The sequence below is a fragment of the Proteiniclasticum sp. genome, from assembly GCF_003514505.1.
Classification (GTDB): domain Bacteria; phylum Bacillota; class Clostridia; order Clostridiales; family Clostridiaceae; genus Proteiniclasticum.
This window is the reverse complement of the sequence record NZ_DOPX01000034.1, coordinates 17,398-36,074: the sequence shown is the minus strand read 5'-3', so window position 1 is coordinate 36,074 and position 18,677 is coordinate 17,398. Positions and strand designations below refer to the sequence as shown.

Here is an 18,677-nt window from a genome sequence, read left to right as displayed (position 1 = left end):
TAGGAGTTCTCAAGGAATGTCATAAGCTGCGCGGTATCCGAAATGGCTTCAGAAAAGATGAAGTCAATGCCCAGTGCAGGTCCCAGATGATCCTCCAAATAAGTCATTCTTGTCTGAGTGGTTGCATCAATGGCATTCCAGGCTACAGCAATGGTCACGTTCTCTTCTTCAGATGGAGTAGGAGTCTCATTTTCGGTTCCTGGTGTGGAAGGCGCAGATGGGTCAGGTGTTTCCTTGCTTCCGCAGGCTGCAAGGCCCATCACCATCATGATAGATGCCAGTAATAGTGCAAGTTTCTTTTTCATTTCATTTCCCCCAATATTTATATTTCATTATCTGGTAATCGATCCGGCCGTTTCTGACCTGCAAAGATAAATGTCAGAAAGAATATTCCTCTGACCAGTTGAAGAATTGTTGGACTGATGCCAACCATGAGCAGTCCGTTGTTTAAAAGGGTAACCGTAATGGCGCCAAGAGCTCCTGCATAGACATAAGATCTTGTTCCGCCAAACACAGACATGCCGCCAAGGACAATTGCAAGAACCACATCCATGTTAAGACTTGAAGCAGTTCCAACACCGATGGTCCCGGTTCTGATGCCTGTCATGATGGCCGCAAGGCCAATTCCTACACCGGATACAGCAAAAGCAATCATCAGGTATTTATTCAGGAAAATACCGCTCTGCTCTGCACAGATTTTATTGGACCCTAAAAACTTAATAGAGCGTCCGATGGCTGTATAGTGAAAGAGCACCGCACATAGAATGAAGTAGGCTGCAAAGGCGATATAGTGAAAATTCGCATTGGTCAGAGATGCTGTCATCTCATAGGGCAGTGTTAAGGTTCCTGCACCCAGGATGGTCTGTAAAATCGCCTGAAACAGAACCATGACCACAATAGATACAAACATCACCGAAACTCTCAGTACTGTGCTCAGCACTGCCGTTACAACCATAATCAAGGTAGCCACAACAATGGCTGTTAGAATCATCACAGCTACGGATTCTGTCGCAAGGTATGCCTTGCTCATGATGGCCGCTGTGATGGCAGTGGTCGCTCCCAGAGCGATACTCACATTGCCTGTTCCAAATATAAACACTGCACCCGTAGCCACAGTACCTATGATCACCGCCTGTGTGATGATGAGCTTTAGATTTCGGACATCTCCAAATTTTCCATCTGTAGCGATGTTGAATCCAATGGCCATGACAACCAAAAGAAAGATCGGCACCAGACGAATGAAGAATTGCTGTTCATTTAACTGTTTTAATTTCTCCTTCATTTCTTCCTCCTACAACATGGCATTAATCAGTTTATGTTCGCTGAATCCTTCACTTCTGTGAATCTCAGCACTGATTTCGCCGTCTTTCATGATGATGATCCGATCACTCATGCCAATGAGTTCTGGAAGCTCCTCGCTGATGAGTAGAATGGACTTCCCGCTTTTTTTCATTTCATAGATCAGTTTATACATTGCTGCCTTGACCCCAATATCCACACCTCGTGTAGGACAGTCCATGATGAGAATATCGGAATCAACACCTATCCATTTACCAAAAACAATCTTTTGCTTGTTTCCGCCGGACAGCGTACTTACCAGATGATTTTCAGATGCGCATTTGATTGACAGGTCTTCAATTTGCTTTTTTGCATACTGTGATTCTTTTTTGAAGGACAGGAGGGGGCCAAAAGCTTTATTGATGTCATGGGCAATGCTGACAATATTTTCCTTCACTGTGGCATTGAGTGCCAGAGACTCCCGGTCCCGATTTTTAGAAAGATAAGCCATTTTGTGCCTGACTGCTTTCTTTGTACTGTCAATGACGCTGCCATCTGCTAGAGTCACCTTTCCATCCAGCACTTTTTCCGCACCAAATAGCGCTTTTCCCAAAGTGTGCATTCCACAATCTGATAGTCCACCGATGCCCAGCACCTCTCCTTTATGAAGCTCTAAATTGAAACAAAGTAAATCCTCTAGCGTCGTAATCTGATCCGCCCGTAAAACCACTTCATCAACGTAGCCTTCGTCATCTGCATGATAGTAGTCTCCTTCGAGATTTCGTCCGATCATCATTTCCTTCATACGGTCCGTGTCAAACTGATTTTTTTCTAAGGTTCCAATATAATCCCCGTCACGAAGCACATGAATGATGTCACACTGCTCCATGAGCTCTTCCAGGTCATGGCTGATAAAAAGAACCGTTGTCCCCTTTGAGGTGAGCTTCTTCATAAGAGAATAGAGGAGTTCACGGCCAATATGGGACAAAGCCGTTGTGGTCTCATCTACGATAAAAACTTTTGGATTCCAGTACATCGCTTTTGCGATCTCCACCAGTTTGCGGTCCTGAAGATCCAGCTTTGATGTTGGCGTTCCTGCACTAAATGAAGTGATCTCCAGTTCATCCAGAATTTTTTGAGCAGCTGCAAACATCTTTTTTCTGCTGATGAATAACCCTTTGGAAAACATCATTTCCTGACCTAAAAATATATTCTCTGCCACGGTGATGTTCTCGATGGTTCCTGTTTCCTGAACAATCATCGCTACTCCGTTTTTCTGTGCTTCCAGAATGCTTCCGGGTTTCCATTTCTGACCATCTAAAAAGATCTCTCCACTTGTCTCATCTTGAATTCCGGCAAGTATCGATGCAAATGTGGATTTTCCACTTCCATTTTCTCCAACGAGTCCACACACCAAGCCTTTTGGCACGGTGAAGGATACTTCATTTAGTGCAACGGTTACGCCAAAATGCTTGGATACTTTGCTGACTTCAATAAACCGATCATTGAAATCGTCACTCTTTACCATTTCCATAACATACACGTTCCTCCCCTGTATTCGTTAACATAAACAATGTATCATGTTTTTTTCTAGTCAGTTAGAAAAAAAACTTCGATATTAGTATTATTTTAATGTGATTACGTGATTTTGCATGTTTTCGTTGATTATTTTCTACATCTTGGTTATAATTTCTTCAAATAACTATATTTTTCTTCACAAACGATATACGTGCACTCTGTGCTTTATGAAAGTCAGTTTCGTTAAAAGGAGTATCCTATGATCAGCAGAACATTAGATTTCATAACAAAGCTACTGAAAAACACATTGAAACTGGACATGCATTATTTCCTTGAACCGTATAATGATTTACCCGGTTTTGATCTTTATCTTCGGGACAGCCTGGAGAGGTCTCAAGATCTATATGATGAGGTTCGCAGTTTTATTCAGGAGATGGACCATCATACATTTCACATTGTCACCGACTCTTATATGCTGAACTATATTTTTTTCTATCCTTACGAGGAGAAAAACGAACTCATCACCATCGGGCCTTATTTTAATAAGCCTGTGGATGAAAAATACTGGCAGGAGTTGACAGAGCAGCACAATCTTACCATTTCAAATATCCAGCATTTAAAAAGTTTCATTTATGGCATGCCCGTTATCAATACCAATCTGCACATCATCTCCACCATTGGCAATATTGTGAGCTACATCAATCCGGATGCCACGCCTTTTTCTGTTCAATACCATGACCTTTCCAATGAAATGAAAACAGGAATACTGTATCAGCCAAAGACAGACTTTGATGCCTACTCCAGAAAAGTAGAGCAGAGATACCGCACTGAGAAAGAGCTTTTACAGCATATCTCCGCAGGAGACCGAAAAGCTGCATTGGAGGCTGCGAGAAAGTTCATCAGCGCTCCCTTTGAACCCCGGTTGACCAGCACGTTAAGAGAGCAAAAATCACTTCTTATCACTGCGAACACTCTTTTCAGAAAAGCTATAGAACCCAATGAGATTCATCCGATATTTTTGCATGAGATTTCTAGCAAGTTTGTGAACTATATTGAAAACGCCCTCAGCGAGACTGCCCTCGACCAATTATATGAGAAGATGATTCGGGAGTACTGTCTCCTTGTGAAGACAAAATCCACTAAGCAGTATTCTCATTGTGTACGACAAACTCTCTATTACATTGACTTCAATCTGGATGCGAAAATCAATCTTTCCGATCTAGCAGAAAAATACAACGTCTCCGTCCCCTACCTTTCTAATCTCTTTAAAAAGGAAGTGGGTACAACCATCATCAAGTACATCAATAAGTTGCGAATTGAAAGGGCAAAAACCCTGCTGAACTCCAGCTCCCTTTCCATCCAGGATATCGCTATCCACGTGGGTATTTATGACCATAATTACTTCACCAAGGTCTTTAAGAAAGAAGTGGGGGTAGCACCGACGGATTTTAGAAGCAACTCCTACCAAGAAAAGTTATAGGGTTGGCACTGATCCTAGTATTTGCAATGTTACTCATTATCACGCTAGACTCATCGATCCTTTTTCAAGATGATAGAACCATAACTGCAAGATTCTTCTCACTAAAAGATCTCATACCATATCATCTTCCCTAGGTTAATTTAACTCATCAAAAAGCGGTTTCCTTTTTTGGGGAAACCGCTTTTATAAATTCACAATTCTTAATAATGCGCAAATATCATCTGTGATACATTTTCTCTAACAAACCCAAAGCATGCTCTTTGATGTCACTAACATTGATCATATTATACTTTTCTCTTACACTGCTGAAGTACCGGGTCATGCTTTCTTTCTGTATCACTTCACTTGAAGAAGCTCCTTCATCCGTATTTCTTCTTGCATTTCTCCAGGGCTCTTCTTCATGAGTCATTCTTTCTAACACTTTCCCACTGTAACATCCAAAATACTCAGCCACTGCCTTCAATATCTCTTTCTCTTCTTTTGATAAGTGACTATATCTGTTCTGGCGGTCTTCCTCTATCGGGAGATAACCATAATTTCTGTATTTTTCATAAATCCTTCTATACACTGGTCCATGGCTCCAAGCTTCACAGTCTTCCTCAAACATAAATTCGCTATGAAACGCCTTTTGAAACCCTTGCGCAAAATACAGAAGCTTTTGAAGCGCAAGAGGCGTTATCTCCACTGCTTCTTCAAGTAAGCAGCACACAGCTTCTTCCATCTTGCTGAGTTCTTCCTCTTTCCGGCCCATGACTTCTTTCACTGCTGCCAGACTTTTATGATAGGCCTCAAGAGAAATCTTCTCTTTATGATGCTCCAGTAGATTCTGGTAATAGGCTGCATTTTGCGAGATCAGTTTTAACATCTCCGAATAGTCTTTTGTCGGAAGATCCCCAGTGGCATACCTGGTTAAGGTGTTTTCTTTCCAACCTAGAAGAAGTGAAAGGGGTCTTTTCCCGATGTCATATTTCTTTAGAATCTCTTCTATCTCCTCTGCCTTTATGAGCTTAATCGTCTCCCTGTAGTCATCGCAAGCTTTCCTCAACGCTGGCAGATAACCTTCTGACGCAAAGGTGCAGCAATAACCGGGTTCACGCACAGCGTCTGCTGTGTTATCTCTACTCTTCTTTATGGCTGTTTCCGATTGGACGCTGCAGCTCTTGATTTCTTTGCAGTTCTTACAAAAACGCATCATACTTACTCCATCCCCTTTCCATTTCAGACTGCCTTTTCCTCACCTGAATCTATCAGAACCTCAAACTGCTTTTTGTGAAATGAGGCAATAGTAGAATCCACTGTACCCGCTTTCCTTCTCACCCTATGGATTTTGAGGTATCTAGCAGTAGCTTCCCCGGGATCCCATAACCCTAAACCATCCTGTATGAAAATACAAATAAGATCTCGTGCGGTAGATGCTTCATCCTATTAGAACGGTTATTTTAGCAAGATATTCTACCTCATCATCAGTTCATGCAAAAAAATGGACCAGAAATGGGCTGCCCACCTTCTGGTCCGTGATTCCCTCGTGATGAGCTTCACCACACATTATAGGAATCAGAGTCGTATCTATTCAGTTTTTAACGTAGGCAATGGAAGGCTCTATTCATCCCCCAACAGACTCATCTGCTCCACTTCCTGGTGATAGTGAAGCATCTCCAGATTTTCTTCTGCTGGTTCCTCTTCTCCGTTATAGGTGCTTTCCTCCACCTTCAGATACTCCATGGTGCCTGAAGTGTTCTCCACAATCTTCATCATGAAAATCACCTTGAACTGGTTCATGATGGAGTTCTGTTTGAGATCCGTAAGGCAGATGAGCTGGGTGTTGTATTTCTTGGCAATATCAAACAGCGGCTTTAAGAGATGATCCGATGAAATAGGCCCAAAGGGGTTGTCCATGAGGAGCACCTTGGCGTCCTGATTCTTCCTGCCATAATCCTCCGTATCCTTTCTGCTATTTCTTGCATAGGACATGAGGGCAATCATCACAGCAAAGAAGGACACAAACCTCTCCCCGCCAGAGTTTTCCCGCATGACCTTCTCCCAGTCTTTTGCCTTGCTGTTCTGGGCATTGATGTCCACTTTATAGGCCTTGATGCGAAGATCCGAAAGGTTTGAGATGACATTGAGAAGCTCTTCACTGGACATGAACTTTGAAATCAGATCCCTCACTTCTTTTTGCCCTTTCCCGGTCTTCAGCTGATCCTTCACCTCGCTGGCACACTCTTTGATATAGCTTCTCATGGACTCTATGCCTTTTTCCTCAGGCTCCAGATCCCGAAGAAGAATCTCAATCATCTTCACTTTACGGTTTCTGCCATCCAGCTGGATGCTGGAGTCCTCGGCAATGCGGTTCACATGGTCATAGATTTCCTTAGAAAGGTTGTAGCTTTGCATCACCATGTCCTGGAAAGTGTTTTCCATTTTCTCCAGCCGTATTTCCTGAACATGAATGAGCTTTCTCAAAACCTCCAGCTGATTTTCCATATACTCATAAAGATAGTAATAGTTGTCAGGATCCCTTTCCGCCGTCTCCTGCATCTTACCCACCTGATGCAAAATTCCGGTGATATTCTGATGCTTTTCCTTGAAGCCGTCCCTTAGATTCCAAAAGCTCTGCTGAATCCTGATTTTCTCTTCTTCCATCTTTCTAAGGAGCTCAGAAAGTTCGCCGGATACCTCTTTAAAGCCCGTCTCCACATCCCGGTCTCCTGGCCAGACCATGGTGCTGATCTTAATCTTACTCATGCGCAGCTTTTCTTCAATCTGGATTCTCACATCCACATAGATTCTCCTGGTGTTTTCGAGGTTTTTCACCTGGTCTTCAAGCCTTTTCCTGCTTACGCCGCACTCTGCTTTTCGCTCTTTATACCTGCCGTGAATGTCCTCTTTAGGCAGGAGGGCTCCCCCTCTCGACTTGAGAGACTCAAGCATATTTTCACAAACCCCAGAAAGCTTGTCCGCTTCAGAAGATGCCTCATCAGAGATTTTCCGTTCTTTCTTATATGCAGTCTCCAGTTGCTTTCTAAGACCCAGGAGCCTGTCTCCTTCGGACTCCAGATACTTGATATGGAGATACTCTTCAGAGGGAACCTCCTTCTTTAGAAGCTCCTTCTCTTTGGATTTCAGCACCTGGACTCTTGCCCTCAGCGTCTCTTCCAGCCGCTTCATATTTCCATCCAGTTTTTCCTGATACACCTTATATCTCTTCTGGAGCTCTTCAATACTGCCCTCTTCCATGACTTTTTCAGGAGCTGATGCATAATGTCCATATTCTTTTTGGCATCTCTCTTGTTCCTCAAGGGTCCTGAAACTCTCCCGCTCCAGTTCCAGCTGCTTTTCTGTAAGAAGGCTCTCCTCCTTCTCCAGATCAAGAAGACGTTTACTGAGCTCCTCCATTTTTTTCTTCAGATGATCTTTTTCCTGAAGGTGCCTTTCATAGGCCTCATTTTCTTCCAGATGCTCCTCCAGTATCCGAAGCTTTTTGGATGCCTCTTCCAAGAGACCTTTCTTTTCGTCTTTCTCTTTCTCCATCTCGAACCTGATTTTCTTGATCTCTTCTCTTCTTTTTAAGAGGCGCTCTTCTTCCTCCTTGAGCCTTAGGATGTCAGAACGAAGTTTTTCTTCTGCAGCGGAAGCTTCGCTGAAATAGCTTTCTGTATAGGTAAACTCAGCCAAGAGCCTTTCATTTTCACGCAGCTCCTGAAGATAGTCTTCGTAATGTTTTCTCCGTTCCTCTTCTTCTCTCAGCCTTCCCTCCAGTTCTTTTTTATAGGCATCCAAGCCATCACTTTCAAACAGTCTTTCATCGGGCTTTGAAAAAATCATCTTTCCAGGACCGAGGAGAAGGAAGCTTCCTGAATCCTCCTGGTCTCCTTGCAGGCTTCCATAAGTCATCACAGGCACCGGTTCAAGGAGAGGTCTTTCCGGCATAGCGTTTTTCAGCTTTTCCAGTTCTTCCTCTGTCATAAGAAACGCATAGGGAAGAAGGGGCATGGCATGCAAGAGTTTTCTTCGGAGGTCCATGGTATGTTTCTGAAGGTAATTTTCCCCCGTATCAAACTCAATACCAGACTCCTGAAGATGATGAAAGAACTCTTTGGACACATGAAGCACGCCGTTTTCCATGGCATTTTTTCGGCTCATAAGGCTCCGGATCTCTTCCTTTACCTGATCGAGCTTCTCCTGACCCTCCTCCAGGAGCCCTTTTAAGACGCCTTTCAGATACGCCTTCTGAAACCGCTTCGATGCACTGATCTGATATTTGCTGAGGCATTGAAGCACCCTTTCTTCTATCTTCTCAAAGTCTGAAATCTCTTTTTGGAGCTTCTTCAGATCGTTCTCCTCATCCTTTGTTTTCAGTCTTATCCTTGGAATCTCTTCCTGCAGCGCCTCTTCTTCCTGGTAAAGGTTCTCCCTCTTTTCTTCCAGGGCCATCAGATTCTTCTTGGCTCTTTCGATGTCTTCCCGGATTCTTTCCAAAAGGGCTGCAGTGCTCTTCTCTTCAAGACCCTTCATGAGATTTCTTGAAAGGATCACCTGATACTTCTCTTGGATCTCCTTCTCTCTCATTTCAAACTGGTGAATCAGCCCAGTAAGGGCGCTTTCTTTCCCCAGGACTTGTCTTTCTTCCTTACGGATGGAGGCAGCCTCCAGCTTCCCTAGTTCTTTTTTCTCCACCACATCTTCCAGCTGTTTTTTCAGATCAGACTGCTTCTGAAGAAGATTCTCAATTTTTTCCTCCAGCAGCACCTTTAACGAGTAGGCAATCCGCGCCATGGTCTCCTGGTCCTCGGAAGGCTCCTTGAGCCTTTTCAGTTCTTCTTCTATACCTGCGGTTTCCACTTGGAGAGAAAGGATCTCCTCGTAGAGTTTCCGTGCATCCAGCACTTCAATGTCCTGCTGCACCTTCGACCGTCTTTCTTCCAGCTCTTCCAGCTGAGACCTGTATCGATCCGCCTGCTCCTTGCTCTTTTCAAAGCGCTCTTTCGATACATAGTACGCTTCTGATTGCTCCTCTGCATCTATACGGGCAAGCTCCTTCTGAATCTCTAAGAGCTCCGCTTCTGCCTGGCTCCTCTTTTCTGTGATCCGCTCCAGTTCCACATGAAGAAACTGCTCTAAAGATCTCAGTTCTTTTTCTTTTTCCATCTTCTCCGCCTGGGTGCTGGCTAAGCTATAGGCAGATACGCTGAGCCCTTGGAGCTTCTTAGAGAACTCTAAAAGAAGATCTCGCTCCAGGATAAATGCTTCATTGTCAATCATAGACTGGCCCAGATTTCCCATCATCTCCGTGAGGCTTTGGGATTCCTTCTGGTTGTCATAGAGGACTTTATTCACGGTGTTCAGGATCCATTCTTTCAGAAGGAGCCTTGGGGTTTTGCATTTCTCAAAAATCTTGATGAGACCGCCTTCTTCGGAGTTTATGGGCAAAAGCACCGTTTTCCACTCATCGGGATGGATGTTAAAGCTTTCCAGATGCCTTTTATAGTCTCCCCGTTCAGAATCACTGAAATAGGACACGCTGCCGCCTCTTTTTCTCTTGGCGTCCTGAAGAAACCTCTGGGCTTCCTGATATCCTTTCACTAGAACTCTGTTTTTTTCTTTGGTGGTGAGCTCCATGTGTCGGATGTCCATAGGGTCACTGAGCTTGTAGTGCACCGTGAAGGTGAAGTACCGGATGGCATGGCTTTCTTCTTCCTGGTCCTGGGAGACACTTTCCTTATTCATCATGGCGATGCCTGTGAGAAGATATCCGCCTCCCTGATCCAGTTTCCACTCGATGAGGATGTAGGCTGGCTGCTTTTTTCGGATGAAAAAGTCGCTCATTTTTCTTTTTTGAAGAGGCTGATTGGGCAAGATCGGCTGCATCAGTGCCTGGACCAGAACACTTTTCCCGCCGCCATTTTTTAAGCTGATGAGCGTATCTTCTCCCTGATGAAGATTGAAAAGCTCATCCAGAATCAGTCTCTTGTCGCCGTTGTAGGAGAAGTTTATGATACGGATTCTACTGATTTTCGGCATAGTCTTCCTCCCTGAATATCTTCTGAATCTCCTGGACCCGTTCTTCGTTGAGATAGTAATGGAGCATGAGATCGTCCAGCTTTTCTGTGGTTCTTACCTCTTTCTCGTCTTCTGAGATGCGGAGAAGCCCTTCCATCTGAAGGAGCTTGACCACCCTTAAGAGAAAGCCCATCTTTGTGGTGATTCTGCTGTTTTCTTCATGTCCCTTCTTGATGTCCCATACCTGTGCGCAGATTTCAAAGTTCATGCTGATCTTCTGGTCCAGCTCTTTGGCTGCCTCTTTCTTCTGAAGCACCTCCCCTGTTCTTCTGTCCATTTCCTCCACCACGTGGAGAAGGGAGAGAAATTCTCGTTGCTTGGGATCTCTGTTTTTTCCGCCGTAAAAGAGATTGAGAATCACAGCCGCAATATAATAGGCAAGGAAGGCATCTGCCTGACGAGCACTGCTTCCGAGCCATTCCCGGGTGTCCCTGTGTTTAAAACCCAGGAGCTCATTGTCCTCTGAAGGAATGAGATAGAGGGTGTTATTTACTCTCTTCACTTCTGCCTCCAGCTCTTCCGCCATGGTTCCAAGGATTTCTTCCACCTCCAGCTCACTGATGTAGGAAATAAAGAGATCCTTATGGCTGGTTCTTGTGAGTTTTCCATCTGTCATGAGCACTTTCAGAATCTGTGAAGCTGTTCTAATATGTTCCATATTTTTTCACCACCTTGATGCTGATATTGTCGACTTCTATGGTCCTTCGATAAAGAACTGCGTCTGTCTTTTCTTCCAGAAGGATCGTGAAGCTTTCTTCTTCAATCTTCTGGAACTGTATTTTGTCTATGGATTCAAAGGCTGATCCACGGTAGAGGAGCTGATAAAGCAGTGCATCCACGTTGAACTCTCCCGTAGGATTGCCTAGAAATGTCTTGTCTGATTCCCGGAAGGCCTTCACATCTAGGGTCTCCATTTCATAGAGTTTCAGCATGGTGATGAAGAGAAGATTTTCCTTGGTAAGGTCTTGAAACTCTTCCGGATTTTTCTGAAGGACTTCACAAAGGGTTTTAAAGTCTAGGGTTCCACCTCTTTTTTCTGCTTCCTCCACCATACTCTTTAGGATGTTCAGATAGACTTCACTTCTCTTTTCATTTCTTTCTTTTTCCACATCTTCTTTCACTTCCTCCACAAGGATTCCCACAGGATCCTCCGAAGCTTCTTCTGAAAGCTTTCCCTGGGGCTTGTAGAAGAGGCTCAGGGGAAGATGCCGATAAGGCTCCACATGGAAAAGTGGGGTGAAGATCTTCCAGAGATCCTTTGTTCTCTCTTCTTCTATACGTTCCATGGGCTTTAGGATCTCTTTTTCAAAGTCGTATCTTCTTTGAGTGGAAAACTGAAAACTCTCTTCCAGAGTGGACTTCAGGATTTTATAGGATCCTTCCCGGCTGTTGATCAGGTGCGCCTGCTCTTTTCTGGCGAGGGCAAGGTTACTCACAATCCTCTTCATTTCCATCTGGGCTTTTCTCAGGTCGTCCGTAAGCTCTCCACGCTTTTCATAATCTTCCCGGATTCTTCCTTCCGAGCGCCGAACCATGTTCTGGATCTCTCCCAGGGTCTTGTACTCCTCCTGCAATAGCTTATAGGTGCTGGAGATGAGTTCATCAAATTTTGTGAGATCCAGATCCATGATGTTTCCTCTGGCTGCCTGGATAAACTGCTCCAGGTCTCTTTTTTTCTGACGGACCATCTGCACCAGATTGCTGCTTTGCTGCAGTGCCTTCCTATAGTTCTTCCTCTTAATGAGTTCGCGCAGCTTGAACTCTTCCACGGAGAAGCTGATTTCATTGTCCACTTCCTTGGTTCGGAAAAGAAAATCATAACCCTGATCCGTCAAGGAATAGACGCTCACATAGCCTTGGGGTCGGTCCTCCACTTTTTCATTGAGAAGCTTAATCCGAAGCTCTGTCCATTCTTTGGTCTCGTAGTTCATCACCGGATAATAAGTGTTCTTTCCTTCAAACTGCAGGATGGTTTTGATGATGTACTCTGTGACTGGGAGTGCCTGGTCTTTGGCTTTTGGATAGTGGTAATACTCTTCTAGAACATGCTCCACGAAGACCGAAATGGTTTTTATAGTGCACTCTTCCTCTTCTGTTAAGGTCTTTTCCATGATAAAGACCAGCACGGAGAAAATGAGGTTTTCAAATTCTTTGTCTCCAATGGGGTGTTCCAGTTCCACTTTTTTGTTTCTTCGGTTGATGAGGGCATCCACCACGCCAATGAGCTGCATCCGCTGATGAAAGCCTTCTAAAAACTCATACATGCTCTATTCCTTTCATTTTGGATTTCAGAAGACTCCAGTTCAAAATCTCCTGGGGGATGTATCGCCCCTTCTCCAAAATCTGTAGTATCTTCTTCTGATGCTCTTCACTGAAATTTGCAAGAAAGCCCTCAAGGTCTGCCCTGGGTGTCCTATGGTCTCTTGTTTCTGGGTAGGCTTTCTGAAGCTTTTCCTCCAGCATAGCCTCATAGGCTTTTAGAAGCAGTTTTACGTTCACTTCCGGGTTCTTTTCTTTGGCTTCCTGATAGATGGAGATGCCCTCATAATCCAAGTCTCCAAAATAGTAGAAGTCATTTTGATGTTCTCCCAGCACTTCTTCCATATACTCTCGAAGTCTTCCTGACTGCCTGGTGATTTTCTTTCCTTCTCCATAAAGGAGAACCTTTACGGGGATGCCAAAGACTACAGGCTTATTTTCTTCTCGCATGATTTTCCGCAAGGTATACCAGGTGTCTTTATTTTCCACAATGAGGATCTGGCCTTCTTTAAGACTTGGATGAATGTACTCAAAGAATGGCTCCGGCGTTGGATAGGTATGAAGATCCTCAAAACTGAACCCCTGCATTCTAAAGTAGCTTGAAAACTGGTTTTCAATGGATTTCAGGAGCTTTTCTTTTCCAAAGATGGAGAAGGATCGTTCATTGATGGACATGGGCTCCAGAAGCTCTTCTGATCTACTCCACAGAAAACTGCTCAGTTCTTCTATTTCCTCTGAGATTCTCTCATACTGCTCTGGGTGGGTGAGATAGTACTGATGATCAAATCTTCCGTGCAGAAGCTTTATTTTCTCAAAAGACTCTCTATGGTCTTTTTCAGGTTTCAAAATTTTATATTTATTATAAAGGGCTGGTCTTCGTCCATTGAGGCCTGACGATTTTACCGGTAGTAGAAACCCTTCTTCCACATAGCACCTGATGGTTTCCGCCATCTCCTCATAGCTGTTTTTGGACTGGTTGATGATTTCAGAAAGCTCTATGATTTTCTTTGGATAATTCTCTATATAGATCCTGCTTTTCATATGATCCTCCAGAATGTTTTTCGATACTCTTATTGTATCAGAATATAAGCGTGACACGTTGCAATCTGTGGATTTTCTCATGAATTATCTAGAAGATATTTTAGCGTTTTAAGTTTGTTTGAGACTTAGGGAAAGCCGTTTCACTCATAATAAAAAGCTTGGATATCAAACCAAGCTTTTTACCCGTTCTCTGCTATTTATCTTCTTCATCTCTATCTACGTTCTTTCATTTATTGAGGATTAAGTACGGTGAACCGTACCATAGATAACAGCGTCAGTTTTACCGTTAAATAGTGCACGGACTCCCTGACACACAATAGCTACACAGGTTTTCCTAATCCACTGCAATAAACACTGACTGTGCAGGGTTTTCACATCTTAGACAAGCCGACCGAAGTCCGAAGCCTTTGCCTTTCATTTTTGTTCTCTTATGAGCCTAGCATTCCTAAGACTCTTAGCATTTCTTCCTGTGATCTGAACCGTACCACAAGTAATGCGTAAACTTTTCCTATAGGTATGGTACGGAGTCACTTAATATACTGATAGGCAAGCATTTTTAATGAGAATTTCGAAACCTTTTGAGTCTATTAAATATTTTTGCATGATTTTTAGGCTTTGTTTCCTTGTATACATCTCTACTCTCCACACTCTTTTTTAGTTCAGGCAATTTTTTTCTGATTCTCAACACTTTCCTACATCTCAACATCTAGAAATTTGATTTTGGCAACCTTGTCTTATCCTGAATTTTCCTGTGGATTACACCTTCACGACAACTTTGTCCATCTTCTTACAATAAAAGAGAAACTGAATAATAGTTTCTCTTTTTTATTATGTTACTATCCAACATAATAATTCTGATAATTAGCACAAGTGATTCTTCTTATTGAACTCTTTCAGTTTAAATGATAAATTAGATGTATCCCCCCTACGGGGATATGAGAAAGGAGTGTAACAATTGAATGAATCTCATAAACATGAACATACTGAAGCAGTTATAAATCGTTTATCAAGAGCTATAGGGCATCTAGAATCCGTTAAAAAAATGGTTGAAAATGGTAGAGACTGTAGTGAGACTCTTATTCAAATAGCCGCTGTAAAATCAGCAATAAACAACATTGGAAAGCTCATCCTAAAAGATCACATCGACCATTGTGTTGTTGATGCAGTTGAAACTGGAGACATTACGGTGCTAGAAGACTTATCTGTAGCAATTGATAGATTTATGAAATAATCGGAGGAATAATCTTGGAAAGAAAACACAACTTAGCTATACTTTGGGCAATTCTGGCAGCTGCATTATATGCAATCAGTTCTCCAATATCAAAAATCCTTCTAGATGAGATTCCACCTACAATGATGGCCGCATTGTTGTATTTAGGAGCCGGAATTGGAATGTCAATCATATCATTATATCGCCTGAAAACCGGTAAGATGAGTCAAGAAATGAAACTAACCAAGAAAGAGTTCCCCTATATCATTAGCATGATTACTTTAGATATTATTGCACCCATCTTTCTTATGGTTGGTTTAACCATGACTACTCCCGCAACAGTTTCTTTGTTGAATAATTTTGAGATTGTTGCCACTTCCTTAATTGCATTATTTATTTTCAAAGAATATATCAACAAACGACTTTGGATTGCTATTAGCTTAATCACTATCTCAAGTATCCTTCTCTCGGTTGAAAACTTTAGCAATTTATCATTTTCATTTGGCTCACTTTTGGTTCTTTTAGCATCAATCAGCTGGGGATTTGAAAATAATATGACTAGAATGCTGTCTACAAAAGATCCTATGCAGGTAGTAATTATAAAGGGCTTTGGATCAGGATTTGGTTCTTTAGTTATTTCTCTAGTAATTAACGAAACAACTAATAATGTTTTATATATTTTTATGACACTTGTACTAGGCTTTATAGCTTACGGCTTAAGTATATATCTATACGTATATGCTCAACGTTATTTAGGAGCGGCAAAGACAAGTGCATATTATGCCGTAGCTCCATTTATCGGAGCAAGTTTGTCTTTGATTATTTTCCTTGAACTGCCATCTTTTACTTTCATTATTGCGATGGTTATTATGATTATAGGAACATATTTTGCTTCAGCAGAGAGTAAGTAAATCCTTCTTTGCCACTTTCATTGACAAGAACAGTAATTTCTCCACACGGAACATACTCTAATCTTCAACTGAAAACTGATTTTTAAATCTTCATAAAGTACCCTGCCACAAGTAACAGCGTAGATTTATCGATATGTATGGTACGGACTCCCTGACACACAATAGCTACACAGGTTTTCCTAAGCCACTGCAAAAAACGCTGCCTGTGCAGGGTTTTCACTTCTTTGACAAGGTTGCCGAAGCCTGAAGTCTTCACCGTTCTTTTTGTTCTCTTATGAGCCTGCGATTCCCAAGGCTCTTAGTGTTTCCCCTGGCGATCTGAACCGTGCCAAATCCCAAACAGATTGGACTTCTTTACTTGCACTTTACACCTTCTTTCTCAAGGTATGCGATTGCACATCCAATGATAACTCCAACAAAAACTCCTGACACAAAATATTCCACTAAGTTTCCCTCCCTATCGTTTATTTCTAAGCATTTTAAAGACCGCAATACCAAAAAGCACCCCAGCCTTAAACAGTTCTATTGAATCCATGTAGAAGCCTCCTAAATAGTCACCTTCACGTCATAAACCATGAAGTCTATGCGATTTTTGTACATAATTAAAGGGTTACCCTCTGTGGGTAACCCTCCTTCATTTAAGGAATATTTTATTAACTCGCTACTGAACTTGATTACGATATCCTCTACCCTTTTATTCTTCCCTACAGTAATCTCATCAATCATCAAGTTTAAAAGTGTCTTTCTCTCCTCATTTCCACTTGCTTTTTGCAGTAGCTTTTCAAAATTCTCCAGTGTTATCTTTATCAGCTCATATGGGATTTCTTCTAGGCTATTCTGACTTTGGAATCCTTCTTGCTTCCTCATTTCACTTTCCAGAAATGTGATTTTTTCACCAATGTCTTTCAACTTAGGTATTATTTCTTCTGCTTTCATTGCCTTACTTTCCATCAACTTAAGATAATTATTCCGGTTCTCTTCGAGGGTAATGATTCTTTCCTCCAAGCTCTTAACTTTATTACCAGATGGAAGTATGAGATTTCTACGTTTCTCATTCGCTTTATTTAGAACCAACCGTAAGAATGGTTCACTCATGATGAGCTTATCGATCTTTCTGAAAACATGTTTTTCAACGTCGTCAGCCCTTATCCCATTAGCATGACAAACTTGTGTACCTTTGTTTCTCCATGCTCCACAGTTATAGTATCTGGTAAGTACCTTTGTGCCATCTTTATTGGTTCTGGAAACTCTGCCAGCGACCATTCCCGAACCACATTCAGGACACCTCAGTAAGCCTGTTAATGGAAACGATCCATCAAGTGCTCTTTTAGGCATCCCCCCCTTCGTTTCAATGAGCTTCTGGACACCATTGAAGAGTTCTTCAGAAATGATGGGTTCATGGATTCCATCTACGATTATCGGATCTACATTAGTCCCTCTTCTTCTTTTATGCTTCCAATTTACCCTTTGGTTATACCTGATCTTTCCACAGTACAATGGGTTCCTTAAGATCTCCCTGACAGTAGCCACGCTAAAGAAGTTCCCTTTCTTTGATTTAAACCCTTCTTTGTTGATTCGGTTAACAATGGTTTTATAACCATTACCTTTGTAGTAGAGATCAAAGATGTACCTTACTGTCTCAGCTTCTTTTTCATTTATGACAAGTTTTTTGTTCGCTCTTTTGGTGGTCTTGTCTTCATCTCCCTTAAGATCGTATCCAAGAACTATACCTCCATTCCAACGACCTTCTTCTGCTCTAGCTTCCATTCCCATCTTAACATTCTCAGCTATCTGTTCTCTTTCAAACTCTGCAAAACTACTGAAAATATTCATCATTAACCTGCCCTGCGCTGTCAGGATGTCCATTGACTCTGTATGGCTTCTCAGCTCGATGTTGAAGGCTCCGAGTCTATCCGTGATTTCAAGGGTATCATATAGTTTTCTCGCTAAGCGGTTTACCTTCCAAACCATTAGGATATCAAAGAGTCCTTTCTCTGCATCAGCCATTAACGCTTGAATACCAGGTCTGTTAGTTAAGTTCTTCCCACTGATTCCTTTGTCAGAATATACCTTGAAAACCTCAAAACCATTTTCTTTACAGTCTGCTCTTAAGACCTTCTCTTGCTCTTCAATGCTGTAACCTTCTAAAGCCTGTTCTTTTGTACTTACTCTGGTGTATATTGCTACTCTTTTCATTTCACCAACTCCTTTAATTATTTTCTAAATATATAATATATGCTTCATTTCTCCTGCGATTCACGGGAACAATGTGTGAAAAAGGAGAAGCAATGCTTCTCCTCCCCTCTTCATTCTGAGATCATGCTATCCACAATCCAACAAGCAAGAATTTCAACTATTGCTGGAAGTGAACCTTCCTTTCGCTCTTCTTTCACCCACAATACCTCTTTCTGAACTTCTACTGGCTAACAAGAGCCAAAGTTGCTCCTTTGATATTTTTTATCACACATTTTCTCAACGTCACTGAAACACGTCCTGTAAAGTCCAGAGAAAGCATCTCAGTTATATCTTGTACCATTTTCTTGGAATAAATCACTCTTTGGCTTACTTGTGTCTCTTCGTCACGTTTCTTGGGGACGGATTTCTTGCGAGTAATTTCCTTTAGGTAGTAAGGTACTAATCCGTCAAATTCTCTTGAGCTTAACACAATACTCTCCCCTTTCACTCCAACATATACTCTGTCTTTTACCTTGAGTTGATGAAGAAGTGTTTGTTGAATCAGTAACCTATGTCCACATTTCCCAGCAAAAATTACGGTAATTTTTCCAGGACCACTTCGAGCAACATTATGGTTTCCTAACCCAACGGGTTTAAAACTAAGATCGAACTCTTCGTCATCTTCTTCGTCATCTTCTTCTGGGTCTTCTTCTTCGTCATCTTCTTCTGGGTCTTCTTCTTCGTC

General features: G+C 42.3%; 12 protein-coding genes and 1 pseudogene. 3 read left to right on the top strand and 10 right to left on the bottom strand.

Features of this window, described 5'->3' with window-relative positions:
• From DEF30_RS12110 to DEF30_RS12100, 3 genes and pseudogenes are all read right to left on the bottom strand, one after another.
• Positions 1 to 305: pseudogene (locus DEF30_RS12110) on the bottom strand (hypothetical protein); the annotation flags it as partial.
• 17 nt (positions 306 to 322) lie between these two features.
• Entirely contained in the window at positions 323 to 1,282 is a 960-nt protein-coding gene (locus DEF30_RS12105; protein ID WP_074912715.1) for an ABC transporter permease, read from the bottom strand.
• Between the two features lie 9 nt (positions 1,283 to 1,291).
• A complete protein-coding gene (locus DEF30_RS12100) occupies positions 1,292 to 2,812 on the bottom strand; it encodes a sugar ABC transporter ATP-binding protein (RefSeq protein WP_294099807.1) in 1,521 nt (506 codons plus the stop codon).
• Between the two features lie 243 nt (positions 2,813 to 3,055).
• On the opposite strand from DEF30_RS12100, the gene DEF30_RS12095 reads away from it, so the two are divergent.
• Positions 3,056 to 4,276 (top strand): AraC family transcriptional regulator, encoded by a 1,221-nt coding sequence (locus tag DEF30_RS12095; RefSeq protein WP_294099805.1) that lies wholly within the window; start codon positions 3,056 to 3,058, stop codon positions 4,274 to 4,276.
• Positions 4,277 to 4,493: 217 nt separating this feature from the next.
• Here the strand turns inward: DEF30_RS12095 and DEF30_RS12090 are convergent, their stop codons facing one another.
• From DEF30_RS12090 to DEF30_RS12070, 5 genes are all read right to left on the bottom strand, one after another.
• Complete coding sequence (locus tag DEF30_RS12090) at positions 4,494 to 5,471, bottom strand: type II toxin-antitoxin system antitoxin SocA domain-containing protein (RefSeq protein ID WP_294099802.1); 978 nt, start codon at positions 5,469 to 5,471, stop codon at positions 4,494 to 4,496.
• Positions 5,472 to 5,875: 404 nt separating this feature from the next.
• Positions 5,876 to 10,297 carry a hypothetical protein gene (locus DEF30_RS12085; RefSeq protein ID WP_294099800.1) on the bottom strand — a complete coding sequence of 1,474 codons (4,422 nt, stop codon included), beginning with the start codon at positions 10,295 to 10,297 and terminating at the stop codon, positions 5,876 to 5,878.
• On the bottom strand, positions 10,281 to 10,994 hold the full coding sequence (locus tag DEF30_RS12080; RefSeq protein WP_031577952.1) for a DUF6063 family protein: 714 nt from the start codon (positions 10,992 to 10,994) through the stop codon (positions 10,281 to 10,283). Before DEF30_RS12080 ends, DEF30_RS12085 begins: the two co-directional genes overlap by 17 nt.
• Positions 10,981 to 12,600: a hypothetical protein gene (locus DEF30_RS12075; protein WP_294099788.1), complete on the bottom strand. Its 1,620-nt coding sequence runs from the start codon at positions 12,598 to 12,600 to the stop codon at positions 10,981 to 10,983. The genes DEF30_RS12080 and DEF30_RS12075 overlap by 14 nt, the downstream gene beginning before the upstream one ends.
• Positions 12,593 to 13,636, bottom strand: coding sequence for a Wadjet anti-phage system protein JetD domain-containing protein (locus tag DEF30_RS12070; protein ID WP_294099786.1), 1,044 nt, complete (start codon positions 13,634 to 13,636; stop codon positions 12,593 to 12,595). Before DEF30_RS12070 ends, DEF30_RS12075 begins: the two co-directional genes overlap by 8 nt.
• Positions 13,637 to 14,591: 955 nt before the next feature.
• Here DEF30_RS12070 and DEF30_RS12065 point away from each other — a divergent pair.
• Both DEF30_RS12065 and DEF30_RS12060 read left to right on the top strand, forming a co-directional pair.
• Positions 14,592 to 14,867: a metal-sensing transcriptional repressor gene (locus DEF30_RS12065; protein ID WP_294099784.1), complete on the top strand. Its 276-nt coding sequence runs from the start codon at positions 14,592 to 14,594 to the stop codon at positions 14,865 to 14,867.
• Between the two features lie 14 nt (positions 14,868 to 14,881).
• Positions 14,882 to 15,757, top strand: a complete 876-nt coding sequence (locus DEF30_RS12060; RefSeq protein ID WP_294099782.1) for a DMT family transporter — start codon at positions 14,882 to 14,884, stop codon at positions 15,755 to 15,757.
• A 546-nt stretch (positions 15,758 to 16,303) separates the two neighbouring features.
• Here the strand turns inward: DEF30_RS12060 and DEF30_RS12055 are convergent.
• Together DEF30_RS12055 and DEF30_RS12050 are read right to left on the bottom strand one after the other, a co-directional pair.
• Positions 16,304 to 17,953, bottom strand: a complete 1,650-nt coding sequence (locus DEF30_RS12055; protein WP_294099780.1) for a recombinase family protein — start codon at positions 17,951 to 17,953, stop codon at positions 16,304 to 16,306.
• A gap of 220 nt (positions 17,954 to 18,173) precedes the next feature.
• Positions 18,174 to 18,677 (bottom strand): hypothetical protein (locus DEF30_RS12050; RefSeq protein WP_294099778.1); only part of this gene is annotated, 504 nt, incomplete at its 5' end.

Coding starts and splice junctions, on each gene's coding strand:
- DEF30_RS12055 (WP_294099780.1), bottom strand. CDS start 17,953: ATGAAAAGAGTAGCAATATACACCAGAGTAAGTACAAAAGAACAGGCT.
- DEF30_RS12070 (WP_294099786.1), bottom strand. CDS start 13,636: ATGAAAAGCAGGATCTATATAGAGAATTATCCAAAGAAAATCATAGAG.
- DEF30_RS12105 (WP_074912715.1), bottom strand. CDS start 1,282: ATGAAGGAGAAATTAAAACAGTTAAATGAACAGCAATTCTTCATTCGT.
- DEF30_RS12085 (WP_294099800.1), bottom strand. CDS start 10,297: ATGCCGAAAATCAGTAGAATCCGTATCATAAACTTCTCCTACAACGGC.
- DEF30_RS12095 (WP_294099805.1), top strand. CDS start 3,056: ATGATCAGCAGAACATTAGATTTCATAACAAAGCTACTGAAAAACACA.
- DEF30_RS12090 (WP_294099802.1), bottom strand. CDS start 5,471: ATGATGCGTTTTTGTAAGAACTGCAAAGAAATCAAGAGCTGCAGCGTC.
- DEF30_RS12100 (WP_294099807.1), bottom strand. CDS start 2,812: ATGGAAATGGTAAAGAGTGACGATTTCAATGATCGGTTTATTGAAGTC.
- DEF30_RS12080 (WP_031577952.1), bottom strand. CDS start 10,994: ATGGAACATATTAGAACAGCTTCACAGATTCTGAAAGTGCTCATGACA.
- DEF30_RS12075 (WP_294099788.1), bottom strand. CDS start 12,600: ATGTATGAGTTTTTAGAAGGCTTTCATCAGCGGATGCAGCTCATTGGC.